Consider the following 23,143-nt stretch of genomic DNA (forward strand, 5'->3'; position numbering starts at 1 on the left):
ATAATAGCAAACGTTTGCTTTTTTTTGCACAAGAAGTAAACAAAAGTGCGGTGAGTTTTAGGGGCGTTTTTTATTGAGAAAAAGCAAATAGGCTTATCAAAAAACAAAGGCCGCAACGTGCGGCCAATTTTTTTAGAATTCTTTTGAAATTAAACTTTCTGCTAATTGCAAATCAAGTGTGGAATCAATATCAATGGAACGATAAGTTGGCATTAAATAAAAACGCATTGGGGCAACAAACAAAAAACCGCCCCAAAGGAGCGGTTTTATTTATAAGAGTGCGCGGCATTATGTAGCAGTTGCACAAAGATTTAACCACTTGAAAATACTACAATCTCCATTGAACTTACAATTCAATGGAGATTTTTATTATGTCAGAAGCCTATCTAATTTCGCAAATGGTAAAGTTACTTGAGAAATGCCATAAAGAAAAAACGATTGTCTCTTATAGATTGAAAGAATTGGTTAATCAAGAGAAATTATTAGAAGCACAGATTAGCTCTTTTACAACATCTTTAGGATATATCGATCCCAATTTTGATTTTAACACGATTAAAAAGGATTATGATGCTGCAAAATTACTTCGTCAAAAACCATTCAATAAGAATTTATCGTATCTAATTTCAGAAGTATTTAAACAAAAGAATCAATGGCTAGATTTATATTTAATCACTTCTTATGCGATTAAAATAGATAAAGAGTTATTAACCACTCATTACCCTGAAGTAACAATACAGCATAAATGTGCTATCGGAAATGCACTGCGTAAGTTATATAAACAAGGAATCATTGAGCGACAAGAGAAGTACTTACATTATAAGATTAAGAAAAGAGGAATGTTTGATACATCAGAATGGCGGTTAAAATCGTTTGAATAGGGGGAAGGAATAGCGGTAGAAATACCGCTATTATCATTTAGAATTTCATTTTAAGCGAGGACGACACAACATTTTGTGGTGTTTCTTCTTTCTTATTTGTTGCTTCATCTAGCAATGCTTTAAATTGCTTTTGAGCATTAGGCGTTAATGCCTGCATAGCTGGGTGATTGTGCATTTGTTGCGTGAAATAAATCATTTCTGCCATTTCATTTAGCTCAAGTGCAATTTGTTCAACGTCCATAATCTTATTTAGTAATGGATCGGCTTCAATATCTTCCCGATATAAGCTCACTAATTTATCAGGATCTTGTGAAAAACCTTTTAAACGTGCAGCAAGTTCATCATCGAAATATTCAGCATAATGGCTTGCTAAGAAATGCAAATCAAATAAATCACGCCCTTTCGTTCGAATATTATCACCATCATAAGTGGCGTGCAGTTTGTTATCAATAATGCGTTCTACCGATGAAAAACGAATGCCATCTTTAACCGTAATTTGCTCATCTGATGCGGGTGTTCGGTAAGAAATTTCCATTTTTAGGGCATCTTTGACACCTGTATCACGGATATGATAATTCACAATATAACGGCTCACTGTATCTGTATCTTTTTTCACATTAATCTCATCAATGACAATACCGTGCGGAGCTGATGCTTTAATTTTATTGAGCAAATTTAACTTCTTACCAGAGTCAAAATCTAAATCTTCGGAAAAACGGTTTAAGCCGTAACCGAGATAAAGTGCTGTACCGCCCTTTAAAACCAAAGGCGTATCAGAAAGATTTTTTAGGATATTCACCATCAATTTTTCGTGATGTTTATCACGTTCCGTGAGCATTACATTATCGGGTTTTTGCGTTTCCATAATTGTAAATTTTCCCATTCTTGTTCAGTTAAGTGTGGTTCAATTTGATTCAGCAAATCATAAACTGACTGTTTATCTTCATCATTAGGGAACCAATCATCTAAAATAACACGTCCGATTGAGCCTGTTTGAAGTACAGCGGTATAGAGATAATCCACGCAAGCACGGGGGTGGTCGGCAAGCCAAACAGGATAATTTTTAGGGTAATATCCCATTTCATTTAATCGTTTAGTGCCATCAATTACGCCTAGATTTCCCAATAGATGATTCGTGTTTCTTTTTTGGTTTTCACCGTAAATGTAAAAATCTTGCGGATAAGCATCATCATTTAACGCTGCCGCACTATGCCAATCGCCCGTACCATTTGGACTATGCACGTTTAATGCCACAATACTACTGACATAGCGTTTAGGGTGTGTTTGAGGAATATACAGCATAAACTTTCCTTAAATTGATTATGTTTTAAGCTCATTATCTTTGAATTTCCATTTCACGTCCACCACATTAATTTCCAATCGTTCTACAACACCTTTATCAAGCCAATGCTTTAACGCAGCACGCATCGACACGGTATGTTGAGGGTGAATGATAGGTTCTTGACCGCACTTGATTAATACGCGTTTAATCAACTCATTCACGGTAAAATATCGGTCGGGTTCGGCTTTTAATTCTGCCAGTAATAATTGGCGGAGTTTCCCTTTAAATCGCCGTTTATAAGTACGATAAGAGTAAACCTCGGTATCGTATTCATTAGTCAAAGCTTCGGCTTCCATCACCTCTAAGGCATCTTGGAGCTTTTTGATTTTGCTATCAACCAATTCAAGGTGTTCTAATACTTGCTTTCGTTCACGCTGCAAGCGGTCGACTTTCGCCTGAATTTGACTAAGGTAGATTTTCTTTGCCATTACATCATGAGCCTTTCTGCTGGACGGTGATTACCTTGCCAATAGCCTTGCCAGTCGGTTGCATTGTCGGTGGCAAGGCATTGCTCAAGCGTACTGTTGAACAAGCTAAGGTTATCGACACGGCGATTATCTTCACGATAAGCACATTCATTGGCGTAATTATCGAGGTATTTATTGCTGATTTTATGGTGCGTGCCGATAATCATACGCTTAAAGCGACTGAAATAGCTTTCTGCAAGATTGTTAGTGATACCTTCATCGCTACGGTATTCTTTTTGATGGTTCACACGGCGTAAATCGTAGTGAATCATCAATTCGTCATAAGCCGAGTTTTCGTCTGCGTGAATGCGACTACCTGCTTTAATGTAGGTGGTGGCAAGTTTATTCACGACTTGGGTATTTTCCGATAAAATCTGAAATGTTAAGGTTTTCTTCGCTCCAATGAAATGTGGATTTTGAGCCGTTTCCGCTTCACTATAACGGTTTCGTATCACCAAAATAGAACGTTTATTCGGATTTGCATTCGCTTTTAAACGTCTATCGACACGTTCATTTTTCTTATTTTTAGGACGTGGTGCAGAATGGACGTAAGTGCCGTCAATATGAATTTCGCCCGATAATGGGAAAAGCTGTTTTTGAATTTGCAGACTTTCACGGATTTTGTGTGCAAGTGTGAATGCAGTTTTATACTGTACGTTTAAATCACGCGAAAGCTGACAAGCAGATAAGCCTTTGGCGGCATTTACGAATAAAGCGATAGCGTACAGGTAAGTCTGAATAGACAATTTGCGGTCAGCAAAAATTGTGCCTGATGTCACACTAAAAGTATGATGGCAATGTTTGCATCGCCATTGATTACGGCTGGCAATGCGATAGGCAACGTGTTGTACACCGCATTTCGGACACACGACATTTTCCTCACTTCCCCAACGGATTTGGCATAGCAACGCACGCGCTTCACTATCAGATAGCTGTGCCATCTTGATAGGGTGCAGCTTCCTTGCCGAGCTTGATAAAAGGTAGTGTTGAGTCATAATAACTTTGCTTTATTGATAGCTTAACATTAAAATATACCCATTAGGGTAATTTTCACGTTTTAATATTACCCTAAAGAACATACAAAGTCAATATGGAATACTCAAATGAGCATAAGTGAAAGACTAAAACAAGTTATTGAAGATAAAAATTTGAATATCAAAGCATTCTCAGAAACCTCTGGTATTCCTTACCGTTCCATTCAGAATTATTTGCGTAATGAAAGAGAACCGAACGTAGAAGCTCTGATTAAGTTTAAAGAAGCAATGAACATTGACATTAACTGGTTGCTAACAGGTAAAGGGGAAATGTACTACGGCTTGCCTAATGATGAATTAGAAGCAAAAGAACAAGCCCTTATCAATCATTACCGAATGATGTCGAATGATACGAAAACTGCGTTTGAGGTACTATTCAAAAAGTTAACTTAACCTACCTTTTCCTTATGGCTTGACAAGATTAAAATTTTAGTGTAATATTAAAAAGACTATACCCCCTTATTTTCAAGTTACCTTCGTTTTTTTCTATCTAAGAAATCAGGGAGTTATGGCACTTTTTATATCAAAAAGAGAAAATTATGTTGTTGAGAGCTTCGTTTGAAAACTTTATGAATTTTGAAGATAAATTTACTTTTGATTTATCTAATGTAGATGAAAAATACTCTTTCAACAAAGAATGCGTAGAAAATGGGATTATATCAAAAGCTTTAATTTATGGGAAAAGCGGTCGAGGAAAGTCTAACTTAGGGAAGGTTTTTTTAGATTTAAAGAGAACCTTATCTAATAATGATAATCAATTCGAAAGTGGCACAAACTATTTAAATGCAAATGGGTTATATCCTGATGCTAGATTCTCGTTTGAATTCAAATTTGAAGATACTAAAGTTAAATATTCTTACCATAAAAAAGATTCAAATATTTTAACTTATGAAAAGCTTGAAATAGATGATATAGTAGAATTTGAATTTGATTTTCAAAATAAAAAACTCATACAGGCAAAAGAACTTCTGGATAATCTAGAATTAGATTCAATTGATAGTTCATATTCTATAATTAAGCATTATTACAACTCTACATCTCCGGGCAATAGAAATTCAAGTATTGTTGCTCTTTTTGATTTTATACGAAAAATTTATGTTTTTTCACCATCTCCAAATGAATTAGGGATAGATAATTCAAAACATTCTAAAGAGAAAATAATAAATCATATTCTTGAACATGAATATATTGATGATTTCAATAAGTTTTTAAATGATATTATTGATTTAGATATTCCTGTTGTGCAAAAAGAATTACCTACTAAACAAAAGAACTTATATTTTAAGTTTAAAAATGGAAATTTATTAGATTTTTCAACGAATGCATCTAGTGGTTCAAAATGTTTATTAAATTTATTTGCTATTTATAAATGGGCTGAAAATGCAATTTCCTTATTGTATATAGATGAATTTGATGCAAGCTATCATTATCAAGCCTCCATGAAAATCATTGATAAATTTAAAAAGATTCCTAAAATACAATGTATATTTACAACTCATAATACAGATTTGATGAATAATGAATTTTTAAGACCTGATTGTTATTTCATTCTAAGTTCTAAGAAAATTAAATCCTTACCTTATCTAACAAAAAGAGATTTGCAGGAAGGGCATAATTTAGAAAAATTATATCAGGCGGGCGAGTTTGATTAAAGGAATTGAAAATGCCAAGCAAAATATTATTGATTACAGAAGGAAAAAAATCAGAACCAAAGTTATTTAATAAAATAATTACCTTATTTGAAATAGAAGAAGATATAAGTATATATCAATATCAAAGCTCAATCTATTCTCTTTATGATTACATAAAAAATAATTATGATCTTGATGACATTTCTAATTTAGATATTGTTAATTTATTAAAGAGCAGAGTTAGAAATTTGAATAATACAAATTCAGAACAATACTTAGAGATATTAAATCAAAGATTTACAGATATTATTTTGATTTTTGATTTTGAACCGCATGACCCTAAATTCAATGATGAAGTTCTATTACAATTATCTCAACATTTCCAAGATGAAACAGGATATGGTTTGTTATTGATAAATTATCCAATGCATGAATCATATAAGCATTATCAATATTTTCAAAGTGAAGAAGACCGTTCCTTTTTAGATTTAACAGTAGATGAATGTGATTGGGGAAATTACAAAAGTATTTCTGCTCAATATTCAAATATCAATAAAACAGACATTTTGAATAATGATATTGTTAGACGAATAATCCTAGCTCATAGTGAAAAGATCGAACGTATAACAGAGATAAAAGGAGATAGTAACAATAATTTATTTGCTCTACTTCGTAAACAAATAGAATTTAAAAAACAGGGCTTTGTGTATGTAGTAAATACTAGCTTAACTTTTTTTAAACGTAATTTTAGCTCTGTTATTTTTTAGTAAGTAATATTTTGGTATATAGGACAAAATAGTTGAGCGTATAGGCAAAATAATCACAATAGTTTAACCCCCAAAGCGTAAGTCCATGTTTATAAAGGATTTTCTAAAAAAAGAGTTGCTAACATTTATGGAACTAAACATTAGCAACTTTTTTGTCCTATATACCTCTTATTCAGGCATTACCATTTTTAGTAAATCTTTTAATGCTTGAATCTCACTATCTTTTTGATCAAGCATTTTGGTAAGCAAACTTTCTTTTTCTCTAGCGTGAGAAAGCTCCAACTTCAACCGCTCAATCTCAATCAGTAACTGAGTTTCCCCACCACCTTGATACACTGAACCTAGCGGCGATTCAATTTGAAAACAGATATTCTTACCATCAGATTGCATCAACTCAACTACGTCAATATCAAATACTTGGGCAATTTGCTCCAGCTTGTCTAAATATAGCTTCGTTTCGCCGCGTTCAATTTTGGCATAGCCATTTAATGACATATTCAGCTTTTCAGCCATTTGCTCTTGCGACCATGCTTTAGATTCTCTGACTTTTCGGATTTTTTCGTTCACACTCACCGTATCACCCACTATCAGGTTAGCTTACCCACAACGAGGGAAGCTAATAGACACTACCTGTTGCTAGTTAATTTATAAGTCAAATTCTATCATAAAACAAATAAATTACACACGCCCAGAACCATATATTCATTCAAATTTAACCTATCTAATTAGGCATTTAAGGACAAATTATGAAAGAAATCATCTACTTTTATCTCATTGTTGGCTGCTACGTTGCTCACCGTAAAACCGCTGGGCTTGACGTTAATTCTCCCGATTTTCTCAAAACTTACTTAAAGATAGTATGTACATATCCGAAAGACTTGTTTGCAAAATTTAGTAAGAAACAACACGAAGAAAGCAATAAATCTCAACAAACAGGGAAATAATCATGAATTTTAACAAATTTGGAAAATTTATTTTCCCTACTGTTGCTACACTTTGTACGTTAGATGTTTTATCGTCGGTATATGATGACATGTCCTATTATGATCTTTCTTATCGAGAATCAGGAAATTTAGATGAAGCTGAATTTCCTCATACTGTAAAAAACATGTGTCGCTCAGATGTGAAAATGATCTCTGCTAAGGGCATGCTATATCGTCATGAATATATGGATTATTTTGTTGAAAATAAGATAGATCTGAGAAATAGCGAGTATTTTCCTAGATATGATTGTAACAATGATGATTCATTAAAGCGTAAACAGGCAGAAGCCACAGAGTATTTAGAGAAAAATTTTGAATCATTACAGAATGATTATAAGGATCACCTTGATAAGGCTAAAAAATATCTACTTTCCGAGAGTTCCTATGAAATTAAAAATGCTAATGGTCCAAATATTGAATATGAACACGCCCTTTATAAAGATAAAGGAAGAGTTAAATTAGATTTAGAAAATTTAGTTTCCTCTTTTAGTATTGAAGAAGCAAGTGGAAAACCTTTTGACCAATTGGTGTTTTATATAGAACCATCTCAGAAACAAATAGATTTAATTTCTAAGTTAAAGGATTGGTCAGAACAAGCATCTTATAGGGTAAAAATGAATCTAAAATTAGGTAGTCTGAAAGACTTTATGCGTCATGGTTGCAATGCAGACACTAAAACTTACAGAGGTTCTTTGGGTTTACTTAATGGAACGGTGGTCAGTTCTGATTCTGCATGTATAGCGACAAAGTTAGTTGATGGTGAAATTAATATTATAAAATATGATAGTATTAAAGAAGAATATCAAGATGAGTTCACTAATGATTCGACTACTCCGTATGCGCGCGTCTCTTCTCCAGATGATGAAAAATTACGTTGGAAATTAGTGGCTTCTATACCAATAAAATGGGAATAAGAAACCGCTAATAATTTTATATTATAGTTTAGGCAACCTAGTAATGGTTGCTTTTTATTGAAACAATATTCTATCTGATCTAATCTGATATTGTATGTGTAAGCTGTTTACCTAATCCATTACAGATTACTAGAAAATCACCTTGCGATGTTATAAATAACATATCCTATTAAAAGGAACTCACTATGTTAAAGTTTATTATTGTTAATCTGTTTAAAATTATCTATCCATTTATTAGTAGAAAATTCAATTTTTCACCTAAAGTAGATAATCTTGTAAATACGGTATTTAAGACTAATTATTGCAATAGTAGTGATTCTATTCAATATGAACACATCAACAGAAATCAGAGATGGGTTATATCTGATTGGTGCTATCATTATTGGTCTTTATCTATTTTATATGTCAAAAAGGAAACAGTACCAATGTCAATATTGCTTCATTACAAGCAAATTATCTGAATATGAGAAACTTGATATGCAGCATACAGGTACACACCAAACAAGCACAACTCAATTGCGTTATTTAGGTCAAGATCAGTTTTCTCATTACTACACAACAGATGTACATAATAAAACCACAAATTTTTATGACAGAAAATCTAAATGTCCTTGTTGTGGCTATGAACAGGTTATCAAGGTTCAACGAACAACTAGAACCTGATTATTCATACTTGTAAATCAACCCCGAAGGGGGGGTTACTTGACGAATCCATCATTTAGGATTACATTCAAATCTCATTCTTTAGGAAAAAATTCCCACCAAGAATGACTACAATTTGCCAACGAACCACTATTTAATTAAGCCTAACATTTCCTTATTGGAAGTAAGATGAACCAATAGGCGTAGAACCTTGCATTTATATCAAGATTCTATTTTAAGTTTGTCGCCATTTTTATTTAAAAATCCACGGATTTCTTTGTGGTGTTACGGTATTCGAGACATAAACGCTTTGAGTCGACTTGAATTTTCAAGTGGGCGATTTTTTATGTCTAGCGTTTAGCAAATCTCGAATGCCTTGTACTACACAAGGAAATTCACAATGGCTCAACATCACCTATTGGCAAGTAAATCCAAAAATATCGGACTAAAAGATATTTTCCGTTTAACCGAAAGCGAAGCCTTTCACCTGCTCAAAGTAAAACGCTGGGGCAATCCTGATAACATTCGTGATGTCTGCTGTCCGCATTGCGGCATTCGCCACCACGCCTATTTTCTCGAATCTCGCAAACGCTGGTGTTGCAAACATTGCCAACGTTATTTTTATATTACCACCAACACGATTTTTGCTTTTCACAAGCTCCCTTTGGTTGATATTCTTGCCGCTACATTACTGATGGTAAACAGCTCAAAAGGCATTAGTGCCATTGATATTAGTCGCCACCTCAACATCAATTACAAAACCGCTTTCGTACTTTGTCATAAGTTGCGTGAAGCTCTGTTTAAAACGCGTGATTTACGCCCGATGAAAGGTGAGATTCACGAAGATGGGGCGTAGATTAATTTTACCCTACGCAAGCCAAACTACCGCAAAAACAACTACAAACAACGCCAACATGAAAAAGGACGGAGATTTCCCAAATTCCGCCCGACTAAACGCTGTATTATCAGCTTGAACCAACGCTCCGCCAACGATGAACAAATGTGGGGTTCAAATCGCACCATTGTCGCGATGGATTACACCGAAAGTGCCAACACCGTATTCGCCTTAAATCAACGTTTTGTCACCGCAGGCAGTGATATTATGTGCGATGAAAATCCAGCCTATCACAACCTCGATTTCCATTACACGCGTTGGTCGGTCAATCATCAAGAAGCCTTTAGTGCCAAAGGCATAAACAACAACCTTGCGGAATCCTTTAACGCACGTTTTCGTGATTTACATCGTGGCGTACATCACAAAACCGATAATAAATATGCCCTGCATTACGCCAATCAAGCGGCATTTATGTCGGATAATCGTAGAAAATCCAATGGTGAATTATTTTCTGATGTACTTCAACGCTGTTTATGGGTATTACCACTCAAAGAATGGGTCGGTTATTGGCAAGGGAATCACCGTCAAGGTGAGTTAATTGGCATGCAAGCCTTTGCGCCCGAAGAAATTTCACAAAATTACTTCAAGCGATTAGAAGAACAGATGAAGTATGATGAAATGCTGTTGGCTGCATAACTTGTAACTGACTTAGATATATTTCATCAGATTTAAATAGAAAGAGATAATTAGCTTACCAAAATCGCGGTCGAGCGGATTAGCTACGCTCAAATCAGCGGAAAATGGAAAATTTGCGTGAAAAATGATGATGTTGTTAGTAAAATTTCAGAAAAAATAAATGCCTTTCGCGAGATCATCTCGGAAAGGCATTTAATTTGGAATACGGTTTTAGTCAATTTTCGGACTTTGTGCAACTGCTACATAATGCCGAGAGTGCGGTGAAATTACCAGAAGTATCCTACTGCTGCACCACCCGTCACTTCACCTTGAGTATTAGCACCCATTGAGAAACGAACACCGTATTTACCGTTATCAGAAAGACGAGAGTACCCCACTGCTACCGCAGATTGGTTTTTGTGTTGACCAACACCTGCTGTTGCCACAGATTGACCCGGTTTATGCGGCTGTAACAAGTTTGCCATAGCTGCAGAAGTCGCCATACCCGCATTCATACGGTTGCCTAATTTATTAATTTGGCCCTGTAACTTATTGCCCATCGCATGTAACTGGCTACCATTTACCGCATCTTTTGAAGTTGCTGAAATTTCACCTGGTGCTACGCCTGTAATCTTAGTTGGTGCGCCTGTCGCTGTACCAACATTGATATTTCCACCATTGTTAGTAATCTTAGGACCATTATCGCCAAACTGAACACTATCAAAGGTTACATTAGAAGCAGTTGCGTAAGTCACTTTACCGTTAGACTCTTGTTTCACGGTCATATTTTTACCTGCAACCATTTCAACTTTTTTACCTGGATTGATCATTTCTGGCGTACCTGAAATTTTCTCACCACCATTTGCTGAAGTGGTTAATGTAAAGCCTGACTTGTTGATTGCATTTGCTACATCTTGTGCAGTCGCCACTTTATTTGCAACATTTGCAATATTATTTGCAGCATCTGCAACTGCTTGTTCAGCAGCCTTACGAACCGAAGCCGGAGCATTCGCTGGTAAGTTATTTAATGTATTTGTCGCATCTTCTAATGCTTTAGTCATTTCTGGTGTCACAACTGGGCCTTGAACGCTACCATCAACATTATTGGTGATGCTACCTGTATCAATGTCAAACTTCACGTTGCTTGTTGTGCCATCTTCTTCAGTTTTTACCACAGCTTTAGTGCCTTTACCATCTACAAAGTTTACGGTGTCATAAGGTTTTACAAAATCCTTATCTTTACCATTATTTTGTAAATTCCAACCTGCGTTCAACACATCAGATACGGTCGCTGCATTATTGCCTGCATTTTTTGCAATATCTGCTGCTTTTGCCGCACCAATTGGAGCAGATTTATTGTCTTTACCTGCAATAGGGTTACCATCAACATCTTTAGCGTTCTTATCTGCATCATTTACAGATGGAAGATTAGATTTCACATTACCTAATGTCGTTGGTGCACCAATTTCATTTGGTTTTGCCGCAGGATTAACCATGTTAGTTGTTAAATCTGCAGGTGCAACTTCTGTTGTAGTTGGATTACCTTTATCATCAACAGTAAAGTATTTATCACCCACTTTAGTTACTGGTGTACCATTCTTATCAGTATATTGAACTGGTAAGCCTGTTACATCCACCTTAACAAAAGTCGTCGCTTTTTTCGAACCATCCTCATTTTTTGCATCCACAGTGACCATTTTTACTACAGTATTTTGACCATCTACGAATTTAACATCATCATTAGGATTTACTTTGTCATGAACTTTAGCTTCTTTTTCAAATGCTTTAGTTACATCTTTAGCATCAGCTTTTCCAATGTTCCATCCAGATTCTTGAATAGCTGTAGCGACAGCGTTACCACTTACAAATTTAGAACCTTCGTTGTTAACCTTATCTCCTTCTGCAAGAGTAATTGGTTTAGAAGTATCTGGCTTACCATCCTGACCTTTTTCATAAAGTTTACCATCAGGACCTTTTACACCATTTACAACTGTACCATCAGCTTTAGTAACATTCACATCGTTTGTTACTTTACCTTCGGCAACAGAGATGGTGATTTCACGAACGCCCTTATCATTAGTTTTACCCGTTACAGAAATACCGTTTTCGCCTTTAAAGTCTACTTTATTTGCATTTTTCACAGTATCTACATAACCATTTTCAGGCGCACCGACAATCCAGCCCATATTCTGCAAATCACCTACTGTTGCAGCTGCATTTGGCGTAGTTACGTTTGTTAAATCAACAAGATTAGGTTTAGATTCAGGTTTAGCCCCGTCCTTACCATTTGGTGCAGTTTCTACTGGTGCAGTCTTCAATGATGACGCTACACCTGTAATTTGTGTAGGATTTCCATTTTTATCACCAACATTGATGTTTCCACCTTTATTAGTGATCTTAGGACCATTCTCACCAAACTGAACACTATCAAAAGTAACATTTGATGCTGTTGCATAGGTAATATTGCCGTTTGCTTCATGCTTAACGGTCATGTTTTTACCTGCTTTCATCGTTACTGTTGAACCTGGTTTGATTAACTCACCTTTTTCAGTCAGTTTTTCATTATTAGCATTATCACCATCAGTAGTATTTTCACCACCTTCGACTTTATCCGCTTTTAATGTAAAGCCTGAATTGTTAATCATCTCTGCAACATTACCTGCAGTTACTAATTTGTTAGCATTATCACCTTCAGGATTTGTAACCGTTCCGCCTGTCGATATTAAAGTTTCAGTTTCTGGTTGTTTTACATCTACTGTAATAGTACGAATACCATCTACAGTTTTACCAGATACCGTTGCTGCGCCAGTGCCAATGAATTTTACTTCATTCGCATTTTTCACTGTATCTTTGTATTCTGCACCTAAAGCACCAGTAGCATCAGTAGCATCAGTTGTTTTATCAGAAGATACAATCCATCCCATATTCGCTAAATCACGAACTGTAGCTGCAGAATTTAATACATTCTCAGGTAGAGCTTTCTCACCTGGTTTAGTTCCTAAATTCACCAAGTTAGGTTGCTCAGTTACCGGGGTACCTGGAGTTGTTGTTACTGGCTTAGCATCTAATGCAGATTTAACTCCAGTAATTTTTTTATTACCTAAATCTACACCCTCAGGATTAAAAGTCATAGTGGTTTCGTTACCACCAATGCTCGTGATGTCACTTAACACAGGATTTAACGAATAAGTAAAGTTTTTACCATCTTGTTTTAACTTGATGTTTTTACCTGCTTTGAACGTTACTGTATTACCAGCTTTCACGCTCTCAATGCTTGTCTTGTTATCCTCAGTAAATTTACCGCCATCTTCATCGCCAGTTACTTTCCAGAATGCATTGTTAATTGCATTAGCAACATCCCCTACGCTCGCGACTTTCTTGTTATCGCCTTCCTTAGGTGCAACTTGACCAGAAGTATCATCTTTCGCTGGTGATACTGGTTCTGCAAATTCACCAGTATTTACTTTAATGCCATCCTTACCAACAGTAATACTATCGTCTGCTGCTTTAACGTCATATTTAATATGGCTTACTTTACCATCAGTATCTGTAGTGACATTAACGCTCGTACCGTTCCCATCAATAAAATCAACAGTATCATAAGGTTTAACAAAATCACGTGCTTTACTGTTTTCTGTTAAGTTCCAACCAGCATTCAACACGTCGCCCACAGTTGCAGCATTTGAGGTCTTAGGTGCTTTATCTCCCGTTGGTAATTCACCTGAAGCTAAAGGGGAATCTGAACCATTTGCACCAGGTAAGTTTCCTGCAATATTAGCCAATGCCATAGGGGTTGTAGTGTTATTACCAGCATTATTCATTGAGGCAATTACATCATCATTTGGCACGTTTTGATTTACATTGTTTGGTTGACCTTTATCATTTAAGTCAGTTGTTTTATAGAATTTATCGCCAACTTTAACTAACTTGTCACCAGCTTTATTGGTATAAACCACAGGCTCTTGTTTATTTTCAACACGATCCATCAATGCATATAACTGAGAACCATTGATTGCATCTGTAGAAGTTGGGGTAACTGCACCTGCGGCTAAGTTTTTAATTTGGCGCTCTGTACCTACCTGACCAATACTTACATAGCGACCAGCGTCAGCAACTTTCCCTGCAAAATTAGAATAAGTAAAGTTAGGACCAGCAATAGTACGAACTGTTGCATCATTTACAGTTTGAACTGCATGAGACGCACCTGTTGTTCCATCTACTTCTGTTGAGTTCGCACCTAATACAACTGAATTTGCTGTTGTTAATTTAGTAATATTCGCACCTAATGCTACGGAGTTTGCACCGCTTACATTTGAGCTCGTACCCACTGCGATAGCGTTTTCAGCCGTTGCTTGTGTATTTTTACCTTGCGCAATAGATGCCTTACCTGTTGCGTTAGCTGTATTACCAAACGCAAGAGCACTTTCGTTTGTTGCTCTTGACGCATTACCAATGGCAATTGCGTCAGTAGTAGCGTCTTTTCCTGAGGCAGAGTATCCTAGATCTTTTTCCAAACGTTTTATAGCTAAATTCAAACGAGCAACCGCTGCAGTTGCACTAGCGACTCTAAATTTCTGCTCTGGAGTATCTGTTGTTTTTAGATTCTCCTCCTCTTGAGTTAAGGTTGTTTCAGCTTTAGCAAGATCACTTTTAAGATTATTCAATTTAGAATTGATACTGGTTTGATCAGAGTCTGAATATCCACCTGCAACTGCATTATTACCTAATGCTATTGAATTGTTCTTAATTGCAACGCTGTTTGTACCAAATGCAATCGTATTCGAACCTATAGTAGAAGTAGTAGCGCCATAACCTAAAGCAATGCTACTTGTTGCTCGAGCACCCGCCTCTTTACCAATAGAAATTGTCGAGTCAGCATTTGACTCAGAATTTCTATAAACAGTTCCTAGCCTTTGCGATGTAGCATCACGATCAAAAAACTCGCGATATGCACCTGATAATTGTCCGATAGCAATTGACCCATGAGTATCAGCCTGAGCAATAGCTCCTATTGCAACCCCACCATCTCTATTACCCCCGATTGAAGAAAAAGCACCTATAGCAACACCACTATTATGTACAGCCTTCCAACCTTTATTATCATTAATATCAGCTCGTGCACCAATACCTAAAGATACAGCCGGCCCTGCTACTTGAGCACCATAACCAACAGCGGTAGCCATTGAGTCTTTACCACCCTGTCCACCAGCAGAGATACGGTTACCAATTAACGTATCTCCAGCATTACCATCTTGATTATCAGCAATATCAAAACCAATCTTCACAGAACCTGCGCGAACAAGAGGATTATTACTAATAAGGATAGTACTGTCTGAATTTTTCGCAGCCTGAGAAGATCCTTGCAATATTGCAATTTGTTTAATTGGATCCGCAATTTTAGTGCTAACTTCAGCTTGATTAATATAAGTAGCAGCCATCGCATGTTCAGCCATAAGAGGAGAGCAAGTGACTAACGAAAGTGCGGCTAATTTTGAAATTGTTTTTGATTTAGTTTTGCCCTTTGCTGAAGCAAGTTCAGAAACCGCTACCCAAGATTGCGTTGCGTGATTCCAGATTACACGGAAAATTCGATTCATAGATGTATTCCTATTGAAAGTTAAAAATTATAAAAAATTAAAGCGACTTACTCTCTTTCATAAACCACCCTAAACGTGAAAAATACTGCGGAATAGTAACAGCGAAAAACTATAAGTCAAGAAATTTAGCCTGAAATTTACACATATTTACATATGTAAACGTTTACTTTCAATAAACTCACTATTGCAATTAAACTGTCTGCCTCATAAACCTATTATAATGCCAAATTAATATAAAAAAATAAGCCTCCGCATATACGGAGGCTTTAAATCAAACATAGTGTAAAATCGAATTACCAGAAATAAGATACGCCAGCACCTGTGCTTACTTGTCCTTGTGTATCTGCACCCATGGATAATTTTATACCATATTTACCATTATCAGAAATACGAGAATAACCTACGGCTAATGCTGCCTCTCCACGATGCTGCCCTACTGCAGCCATCGCAGCTGATTGTCCTGGTTTGTGAGGTTGCATTAAGTTAGCAGCAGCCATCGCACCAGCTACACCTGCATTCATACGTTTACCTAATCTATTAACCTGACCTTGTAAGTTATTAATACGATTACCTACACCTTTAGCCACGCTATATAACTGGCTACCGTTGATTGCATCGGTAGAAGTTGATGAAATTTCACCCGCTGCTACGTTTTGGATACGACGTTCATCTCCTGCTGCACCAACTGAAACAACACCATTTGCTTTCGCTCCTTGGAAACCACCGTAAGTCATATTACCTACCGTTGCTGTGATTACAGTGCCTACAGAACCTGCTGTAGTACTTGTTCCTTTCGTGCCATCTTGTTTAATGTTATATAAACTTGCTGTACGGCTTCCATCTCCAGCTGTTGCTGTTGATTTATTACCTAAATATACAGAGTTTTCAACGGTGCCTTCTCTCGAAGTGGAGTTGCCTGCATTATTAACGTCATTACCTAATACAAATGTATTTTTTGTCGTAATCACGTTATTGTTACCAAATGCATAGCTTCCTGTTGCATCAGCTTTAATTACGTTAGGGTCACCAAAGGCACCTGAGTTATTAGCCTCAACAATATTGCCTGTACCGATTGCAATAGAGTCATTACCCAATGCTTTAGAGCTATTCCCCATTGCAACAGCGTTATCACCATGGGCAACAGCGCTTTTACCAATTGCTGTCGCAAATTTACCACTTGCGCTTGAGTCAAAGCTATTTGCAGTTTCCACTTTAGGACGATTTACACCATCATTAGAGTGGAAGAACTTGATACCTTGTTCATTCATATTGTGGACTGCTTCAACAACAGAGTTAGTGATAATTTCTTTCTGACCTTGTACATTATAGGTTTTTAAGATTGGTGTACCATTCTCATCAACAACAATATCTTTATAAGTCGTTTTTGAACCATCAGGGTTTGTTACCGTGATGTTTTCCACATTTGGTACATTACCACGACTTAATGCATAAATTTGAGCACCATTTACCGCGTCTGTACTTGTTGGAGAAATATCACCTGCTTTAACCCCAGTAATTTTTGTTGAATTACCGTCTTTATCACCAATATTGATGTTATCACCTGCAGCATTAATCTTCGGACCATTATCACCAAATTGAACGCTACTAAAGTTTACTTCATCTGCTGTTGCATAAGTGACTTTACCTTCAGCGTCTTGTTTCACAGTCATATTTTTGCCTGCTGCAAGATCAACTTTCTTACCAGGATTGATAATTTCATCTTTACCAGAAAGTTTCTTACCACCATTTTCTGAAGTTGTTAAAGTAAAGCCTGACTTATTAATTGCATCCGCAACACCTTGAGCGGTTGCAATTTGGTTACCAGCATTATTGATATTAGCCTCTGCAGCATCAATCTTATCTTGTGCAGTCTTCTTCGCTTCAGGTGTCGTTGCATCTGCTAATGCTTTTTTAGCATCATCTAAGGCTTTCTTCATGTCAGGCGTAACTGGGCCTGAAACAGAACCATCTTTATTACTTGTAACCGTGCCAGTATCAACATCAAATTTCACGGTTGTGGTCGTAACCTTATTGCCTTCCCTATCAACAGTGTCTTTCGTTGCCAACTTAACTTTTGTATTTTTACCGTCTGCAAAACGAAGTTCATCATTAGGATTCACTTTTTCATCTTCATTTTTAAAGTCTGCATCCAATAATGTCTCTGTTTGCTTACCAACAACAAAACCAGATTTTTGAATCGCTGTAGCAACTTTATTACCTGTTACATAGCCATCACCTGCATTAGCAATTGGTGTAGTGCCTTCATCTGGCGTTACTGGTGATACTTTCTCATCAACAGGCTTACCTGTTTTAGGATCGATATCAGAGGTTTTATAGTACTTATCTCCCACTTTAGTTACTGGGGTACTTTCACCATTTACGACTGCAGTAAGATCACCGTCTTTTACGACTTCACCCTCTTTAACAGCAATAGTAATTTCGCGGATACCATTTACAGTTTTACCCGTTACAGAAACGCCAGAACCAGCTTTGAAGTCTACTTTATTCGCGTTCTTTACTGTATCCACGTAACCATTTTCAGGTGCGCCGACAATCCAGCCCATGTTTTGTAAATCACCTACAGTTGCAACTGCATTTGGCGTAGTGGCATTTGCCAAATCAACTAGATTTGATTCAGGTTTAGCCCCATCCTTACCATTTGGCGCAGTTGTTACTGGTGCTTTATTTAATGATGAAGCCACACCTGTAATTTGTGTAGGTTTTCCATCAGCAGAACTTACATTTAACGCAATTGTTGGATTATTGTCTCCATTATTACTCGCCGGTTTAGCCTTTTCTGTTTTGAACTCAACTGGAGATTTACCATCCTCTTTGCCGCCAACTTTTACTGTATTAAATTCAACATCGTCTTTAGTTGCAAATGTAAACTTACCATCAGCTTGAGTAAGCTTGATATTTTTATCTGCTTCAAATGTCACAGTATCGCCAGCTTTCACTGGTTGTACTTTAGTACCAGATACCTCCCCATTTATAGTTTTTGCAGAAGTTGCATTCCAGAATGCACTATTAATAGCTGTCGCCACATCATTTGCTGTCGCAAAACTATCCCCTGCATTACCGGCTGATACCGTACCTTTATCAGCATCTGCAGTAAGGGTCGTTTTTTTCACATCAAATTTAACCGCACTTACAGCACCGTTTTCAGTGACTGTTACATTCGCAGTGGTACCAGTACCATTAACAAATTTCACTGTGTCATAAGCTTTAACAAAATCTTTGTCTGTATTATTTTCTTTTAAATTCCAACCGGCATTTAAAATATCGTTTACAGACGCAGCTTTTGTTCCATCCACTTTGGTTGGTGCTGCTTGATTGGTTGTTGGTGCAGCTGCATCATTTTTTGTTACTGGCAATGTACTAGCTAAACCAGTGATGCTGTTAATGCCTGTTAAATCAGAATCTAATCCATAAGTGAATACCTTACCTTTACGTTGTAAACGTAAGTTTTTACCTGCATCTAGCGTTAATATACCGTCTGCACCAATAGTTTCAGCGGTATCATCGTCATCAACCGTATCATCGTCTAAATCAATTCCTGAGTTATTCGCTTTCGCTTTCCAAGTTACCTGATCTTTGATTTGTTTTTTACCAGCATCGGTAATATTGCTTAAATTCTTATCTGCAGCATTATCAATTTTATCTTTGGTAGTATCATCCAATTTAACGGTTACATCCTTACCACTTGCGGTTGTGGTTAAGCCATTTTCACCTTTGATATTAAATTGTAAGCCACCATCTTTATCTAATTGCTGCTCCTCTGTCTCTCCAGAATTTCCAGCTAACTTAATTTTATTGGTTGCTACTTTATCCAACTGTGACTTATTAACTGCATCAGTTGGAGCTTCACCTGGCGCTAAACCTGTAATTTTTTTACTACCTAAATCAACACCCTCAGGATTAAAGGTCATCGTAGTTCCATTACCACCAATACTCGTGATATTACTTAACACAGGATTTAAAGAATAAGTAAAGCTTTTACCATCTTGTTTTAACTTGATGTTTTCACCTGCTTTAAATGTGACTTTATCGCCAGCTTTAACTTTTTCTTCTGTCTTATTACCCTCTAACACTCCGCCATCATTCTCGGAAGTTACAGTCCAGAATGCACTATTAATCGCATTTGCAACATCGTTCGCTGTCGCAAAGCTATCTCCTGCATCACCCGCTTTCATCGTACCCGGTTTAGCTATATCCTCGGCAATCGTTGTTTTTTTCACATCAAATTTAACCGCACTTACGGCTCCATTGTCAGTGACTGTTACATTCGCAGTGGTACCAGTACCATTAACAAATTTCACTGTGTCATAAGCTTTAACAAAATCTTTGTCTGTATCATTCTCTTTTAAATTCCAACCGGCATTTAAAATATCATTTACAGACGCAGCTTTTGTTCCATCCACTTTGGTTGGTGCTGCTTGATTGGTTGTTGGTGCAGCTGCATCATTTTTTGTTACTGGCAATGTACTAGCTAAACCAGTGATGCTGTTAATGCCTGTTAAATCAGAATCTAATCCATAAGTGAATACCTTACCTTTACGTTGTAAACGTAAGTTTTTACCTGCATCTAGCGTTAATATGCCGTCTGCACCAATAGTTTCAGCGGTATCATCGTCATCAATCGTATCTTCAGTCAAGGCGATTCCAGAATTATTAGCCTTCGCTTTCCAAGTTACCTGATCTTTGATTTGTTTTTTACCAGCATCGGTAATATTGCTTAAATTCTTATCCGCTGCATTATCAATTTTATCTTTAGTGGCATCATCCAATTTAACGGTTACATCTTTACCACTTGCGGTTGTGGTTAAGCCGTTTTCACCTTTGATATTAAACTTCATCCCACCTGCATTGGTTAATGCCTGAGTATCTGTACTACCTGAATCACTTCCTAAAGAGATGTTATTGTCGCCGATTTTACTATCAACTGAATCTACTTTAGCTTTTGTCGCATCATCCAATTTTAATGTAACGGTATCACCTGACGCAGATGCAGTTAATCCGTTGTCACCTTTGACCTTAAACTCAATGCCTCCCGATTTATTTAAATCTTGTTGATCGGTTGAAGTTGAATCATTTGTCGCGGATAGTTTGATTTTGTTATTTTCAATTTTATTCGCAATTGAATCTACAGCTGCTTTCGTGGCATCATCTAATTTAACTGTTACATCCGTACCGCTGGCTGTTGTAGTCAAGCCATTTGTACCTTTCACATTAAACTGTAAACCACCAGTTTTATCTAACTGCTGAGCATCAGTGTTCCCGGAATCACCACCGAGTTTAATATTATTATTTGCGACTTTATCTAACTGTGATTTATTAACCGCATCAGTTGAATTTGTTCCCGCTGCTAAATTTGTGATTGGTTTATTGCTCATATCAATGCCGCTAGCATTGGTTACAATGCCGCCAACAGTGGTGCTATTTAAACCTTTCAAATCTTTAGCTAATTTAACCCACAATTTGCCGTCTTCATTGTTTACACCAATGTTCTCATTAGTTAAAGCAGCTTTATCTGCACCACCACGAATATCTAAACGATTGTTAGCTATGCTTTGTTTGATGACCTTAGTATCATCCACATTTGGTTGGACTGCATTATCACCCGCATAATTTAAGAACGCGCCTGTCGTTAAATTACTCAAAACACCATAAAGTTGTGAACCATTAATTGCATCAGTAGATACATTGCTCACCTCACCTGCCGCAACGTTTTTTATTTGACGCTCAAAGCCAGCAGAACCTACAGAAACAATATCTCCTTCTGCAGTATCTGCACCACCAGCCCATGAATAAGTAATCCCATTCACCACTGTTTGAGTTTGTTTAGTTCCTACTTTATCTGTAATTGAACCGCCACCTAATGCTACTGAGTTATCTCGATTTGCTGTAGCGCCAGAACCGATAGCAACAGCATTTACTTTACTTGCTGTAGCTAATGTCCCCATACTTACACCAAGCTCAGCTGCAGTTGCTTTCATACCTACAGCGACAGCAGCATCCGAAGCTTGTGTTGGCGTCCAACGAGGAGACAAAATATTTTTCCCTGTTAAATCAGTAAAAGCATCCTTTATAGTCGCTTTTTTAGACTGATCATTTTTAGGATTAGTATATGTAATTTCTTTTGTTACAGCCTCATCTACATCATCCCCACCAATTGCTATAGAAGAATCACCATAAGCATAGGCATTACCACCAATAGCAACAGATTGAGTCCCTCTAGCCCAAGCACCATCAGGTTTATTTTCAGAGCTACCATTTCCACCACCAATCGCTACTGACTGAGAAACTTTTTTACCTTTCTCACCCACTCGACTATTGGTACCGATAGATATATTAAAACCACTGTTAGTTAGATCAGAACCATATAATGAACCATTATTTTCTGTTCGTCCTGCACCTCTACCTATAACAATCTCATCACCACCTAATGCATTCGCTTTAGAGCCGATAGCAATAGAGTTACCTGAGGCTTTTGTACTACCTGAGTTGACATTAGAACCTGAAGTAGACTCAATATTCACCGCAGCTTCAACCCCATTTAAACTGAATAAAAGTGCGGTTGCTCCCAAGAAAGTCTTAATAGTATTACTTGAACTTGCTTTCTTATGTGCTTTAGTTAATTCAGAAACGGCAACCCAAGATTGTGTTGAGTGATTCCAGACTACACGGAAAATTTGATTCATAGATGTCTTCCCTATTAAAGATTAAAAGGTCATAAAAACTGAGGGCGATCTATTTATCATAAACCGCCCCACACCTGAAAAATACGCGCGCATAGTAACAGCGAAAAAATATAAGTCAAGTAATTTAACCTAATGTTTACATATGTAAACATTTTCACACTATATCACTAATATAGTGTGAAAAATAATTACTTATAAAAACAAAAAAGCTCGTCAAATTTGACGAGCTTTTTTTAACTTACATAAAACTGTATAAATACAAATTACGCGCGTTTGAAGTCAATATGAACCAATTTTGGTTTGAATGGGTGACGTTGCATTGCTTGTACTTTAACTGCAACCTCTTTACCACCGATCACTAAAGTGATCACTTCAGAATAGAAAGATTCGTGTGCTTGCGCGTTGTTTAACTCATCATGGTTTAAGATGATTGAAACTGGCTCTTCGCTGCCACCATAAACGATTGCAGGGATTTGACCATTGTGACGCAGGCGGCGGCTCGCACCCTTACCTTGCGCTGTACGAACTTCAGCGTTAAATTTAAATGCCATTTTAATGTTCTCTTTAAATTAATGTTAAAAGAAAAAAATTGCAGGCGACCCAGCAATTTTCCAAATATTGCTCTCAAAGACAAGCATTGAGCTATGCTTTGAGACGGCGAATTATAGAATATCCCT

At 36.8% G+C, this 23,143-nt stretch carries 15 protein-coding genes and 2 pseudogenes; 8 read left to right on the forward strand and 9 right to left on the reverse strand.

Annotation, left to right across the window (positions count from 1 at the left end; all coding sequences use genetic code 11):
• Positions 1 to 132: 132 nt before the first annotated feature.
• Positions 133 to 240, reverse strand: a pseudogene (locus KP712_RS03565) (acylneuraminate cytidylyltransferase); the annotation flags it as partial.
• A 131-nt stretch (positions 241 to 371) separates the two neighbouring features.
• Between KP712_RS03565 and KP712_RS03570 the strand changes: the two are divergent.
• Positions 372 to 878 carry a hypothetical protein gene (locus KP712_RS03570; protein ID WP_065265164.1) on the forward strand — a complete coding sequence of 169 codons (507 nt, stop codon included), beginning with the start codon at positions 372 to 374 and terminating at the stop codon, positions 876 to 878.
• Positions 879 to 915: 37 nt separating this feature from the next.
• Here KP712_RS03570 and KP712_RS03575 read toward each other — a convergent pair whose 3' ends face one another.
• From KP712_RS03575 to KP712_RS03590, 4 genes are read right to left on the reverse strand one after another with little or no spacing between them, the layout of a single operon-like run.
• A complete protein-coding gene (locus tag KP712_RS03575) occupies positions 916 to 1,743 on the reverse strand; it encodes a nucleotidyl transferase AbiEii/AbiGii toxin family protein (protein ID WP_065265163.1) in 828 nt (275 codons plus the stop codon).
• Positions 1,716 to 2,180, reverse strand: coding sequence for a hypothetical protein (locus tag KP712_RS03580; protein WP_111353937.1), 465 nt, complete (start codon positions 2,178 to 2,180; stop codon positions 1,716 to 1,718). The genes KP712_RS03575 and KP712_RS03580 overlap by 28 nt, the downstream gene beginning before the upstream one ends.
• A gap of 18 nt (positions 2,181 to 2,198) precedes the next feature.
• Positions 2,199 to 2,648: a DNA repair protein gene (locus KP712_RS03585; protein WP_065265161.1), complete on the reverse strand. Its 450-nt coding sequence runs from the start codon at positions 2,646 to 2,648 to the stop codon at positions 2,199 to 2,201.
• A complete protein-coding gene (locus KP712_RS03590) occupies positions 2,648 to 3,682 on the reverse strand; it encodes an IS1595 family transposase (RefSeq protein WP_111407859.1) in 1,035 nt (344 codons plus the stop codon). Before KP712_RS03590 ends, KP712_RS03585 begins: the two co-directional genes overlap by 1 nt.
• Positions 3,683 to 3,790: 108 nt before the next feature.
• On the opposite strand from KP712_RS03590, the gene KP712_RS03595 reads away from it, so the two are divergent.
• The 3 genes from KP712_RS03595 to KP712_RS03605 all read left to right on the forward strand — a co-directional run bounded on the left by KP712_RS03595 (position 3,791) and on the right by KP712_RS03605 (position 6,119).
• The gene (locus KP712_RS03595; protein WP_111407858.1) at positions 3,791 to 4,114 is read left to right on the forward strand and encodes a helix-turn-helix domain-containing protein; all 324 of its coding nucleotides are present in this window, start codon (positions 3,791 to 3,793) and stop codon (positions 4,112 to 4,114) included.
• 146 nt (positions 4,115 to 4,260) lie between these two features.
• Entirely contained in the window at positions 4,261 to 5,373 is a 1,113-nt protein-coding gene (locus KP712_RS03600) for an ATP/GTP-binding protein (protein ID WP_111407857.1), read from the forward strand.
• Between the two features lie 11 nt (positions 5,374 to 5,384).
• Entirely contained in the window at positions 5,385 to 6,119 is a 735-nt protein-coding gene (locus KP712_RS03605) for a hypothetical protein (protein ID WP_140450211.1), read from the forward strand.
• Positions 6,120 to 6,287: 168 nt separating this feature from the next.
• On the opposite strand, the gene KP712_RS03610 is transcribed toward KP712_RS03605, so the two are convergent.
• Positions 6,288 to 6,692, reverse strand: coding sequence for a helix-turn-helix domain-containing protein (locus KP712_RS03610; protein ID WP_111408045.1), 405 nt, complete (start codon positions 6,690 to 6,692; stop codon positions 6,288 to 6,290).
• Between the two features lie 173 nt (positions 6,693 to 6,865).
• Between KP712_RS03610 and KP712_RS03615 the strand changes: the two genes are divergently transcribed.
• The 4 genes and pseudogenes from KP712_RS03615 (at position 6,866) to KP712_RS03630 (ending at position 10,189) form a co-directional block, all read left to right on the forward strand.
• Positions 6,866 to 7,063: a hypothetical protein gene (locus KP712_RS03615; RefSeq protein ID WP_111408044.1), complete on the forward strand. Its 198-nt coding sequence runs from the start codon at positions 6,866 to 6,868 to the stop codon at positions 7,061 to 7,063.
• 2 nt (positions 7,064 to 7,065) lie between these two features.
• Positions 7,066 to 8,016: a hypothetical protein gene (locus tag KP712_RS03620; RefSeq protein WP_083071903.1), complete on the forward strand. Its 951-nt coding sequence runs from the start codon at positions 7,066 to 7,068 to the stop codon at positions 8,014 to 8,016.
• Between the two features lie 402 nt (positions 8,017 to 8,418).
• A complete protein-coding gene (locus tag KP712_RS03625) occupies positions 8,419 to 8,679 on the forward strand; it encodes a hypothetical protein (protein ID WP_140450212.1) in 261 nt (86 codons plus the stop codon).
• Between the two features lie 379 nt (positions 8,680 to 9,058).
• Positions 9,059 to 10,189, forward strand: a pseudogene (locus tag KP712_RS03630) (IS1595 family transposase).
• A gap of 266 nt (positions 10,190 to 10,455) precedes the next feature.
• Here the strand turns inward: KP712_RS03630 and KP712_RS03635 are convergent.
• The 3 genes from KP712_RS03635 to rplY form a co-directional block, all read right to left on the reverse strand.
• Positions 10,456 to 15,765 carry an ESPR-type extended signal peptide-containing protein gene (locus KP712_RS03635; RefSeq protein WP_215770568.1) on the reverse strand — a complete coding sequence of 1,770 codons (5,310 nt, stop codon included), beginning with the start codon at positions 15,763 to 15,765 and terminating at the stop codon, positions 10,456 to 10,458.
• Positions 15,766 to 16,058: 293 nt separating this feature from the next.
• Positions 16,059 to 22,466 carry an ESPR-type extended signal peptide-containing protein gene (locus KP712_RS03640; protein WP_215770569.1) on the reverse strand — a complete coding sequence of 2,136 codons (6,408 nt, stop codon included), beginning with the start codon at positions 22,464 to 22,466 and terminating at the stop codon, positions 16,059 to 16,061.
• A 263-nt stretch (positions 22,467 to 22,729) separates the two neighbouring features.
• Entirely contained in the window at positions 22,730 to 23,017 is a 288-nt protein-coding gene (gene rplY / locus KP712_RS03645; protein ID WP_005633680.1) for a 50S ribosomal protein L25, read from the reverse strand.
• Between the last annotated feature and the right edge of the window lie 126 nt (positions 23,018 to 23,143).

Origin of the sequence: Haemophilus sp. SZY H68 (genome assembly GCF_018829685.1) — a bacterium.
GTDB lineage: Bacteria > Pseudomonadota > Gammaproteobacteria > Enterobacterales > Pasteurellaceae > Haemophilus > Haemophilus haemolyticus_K.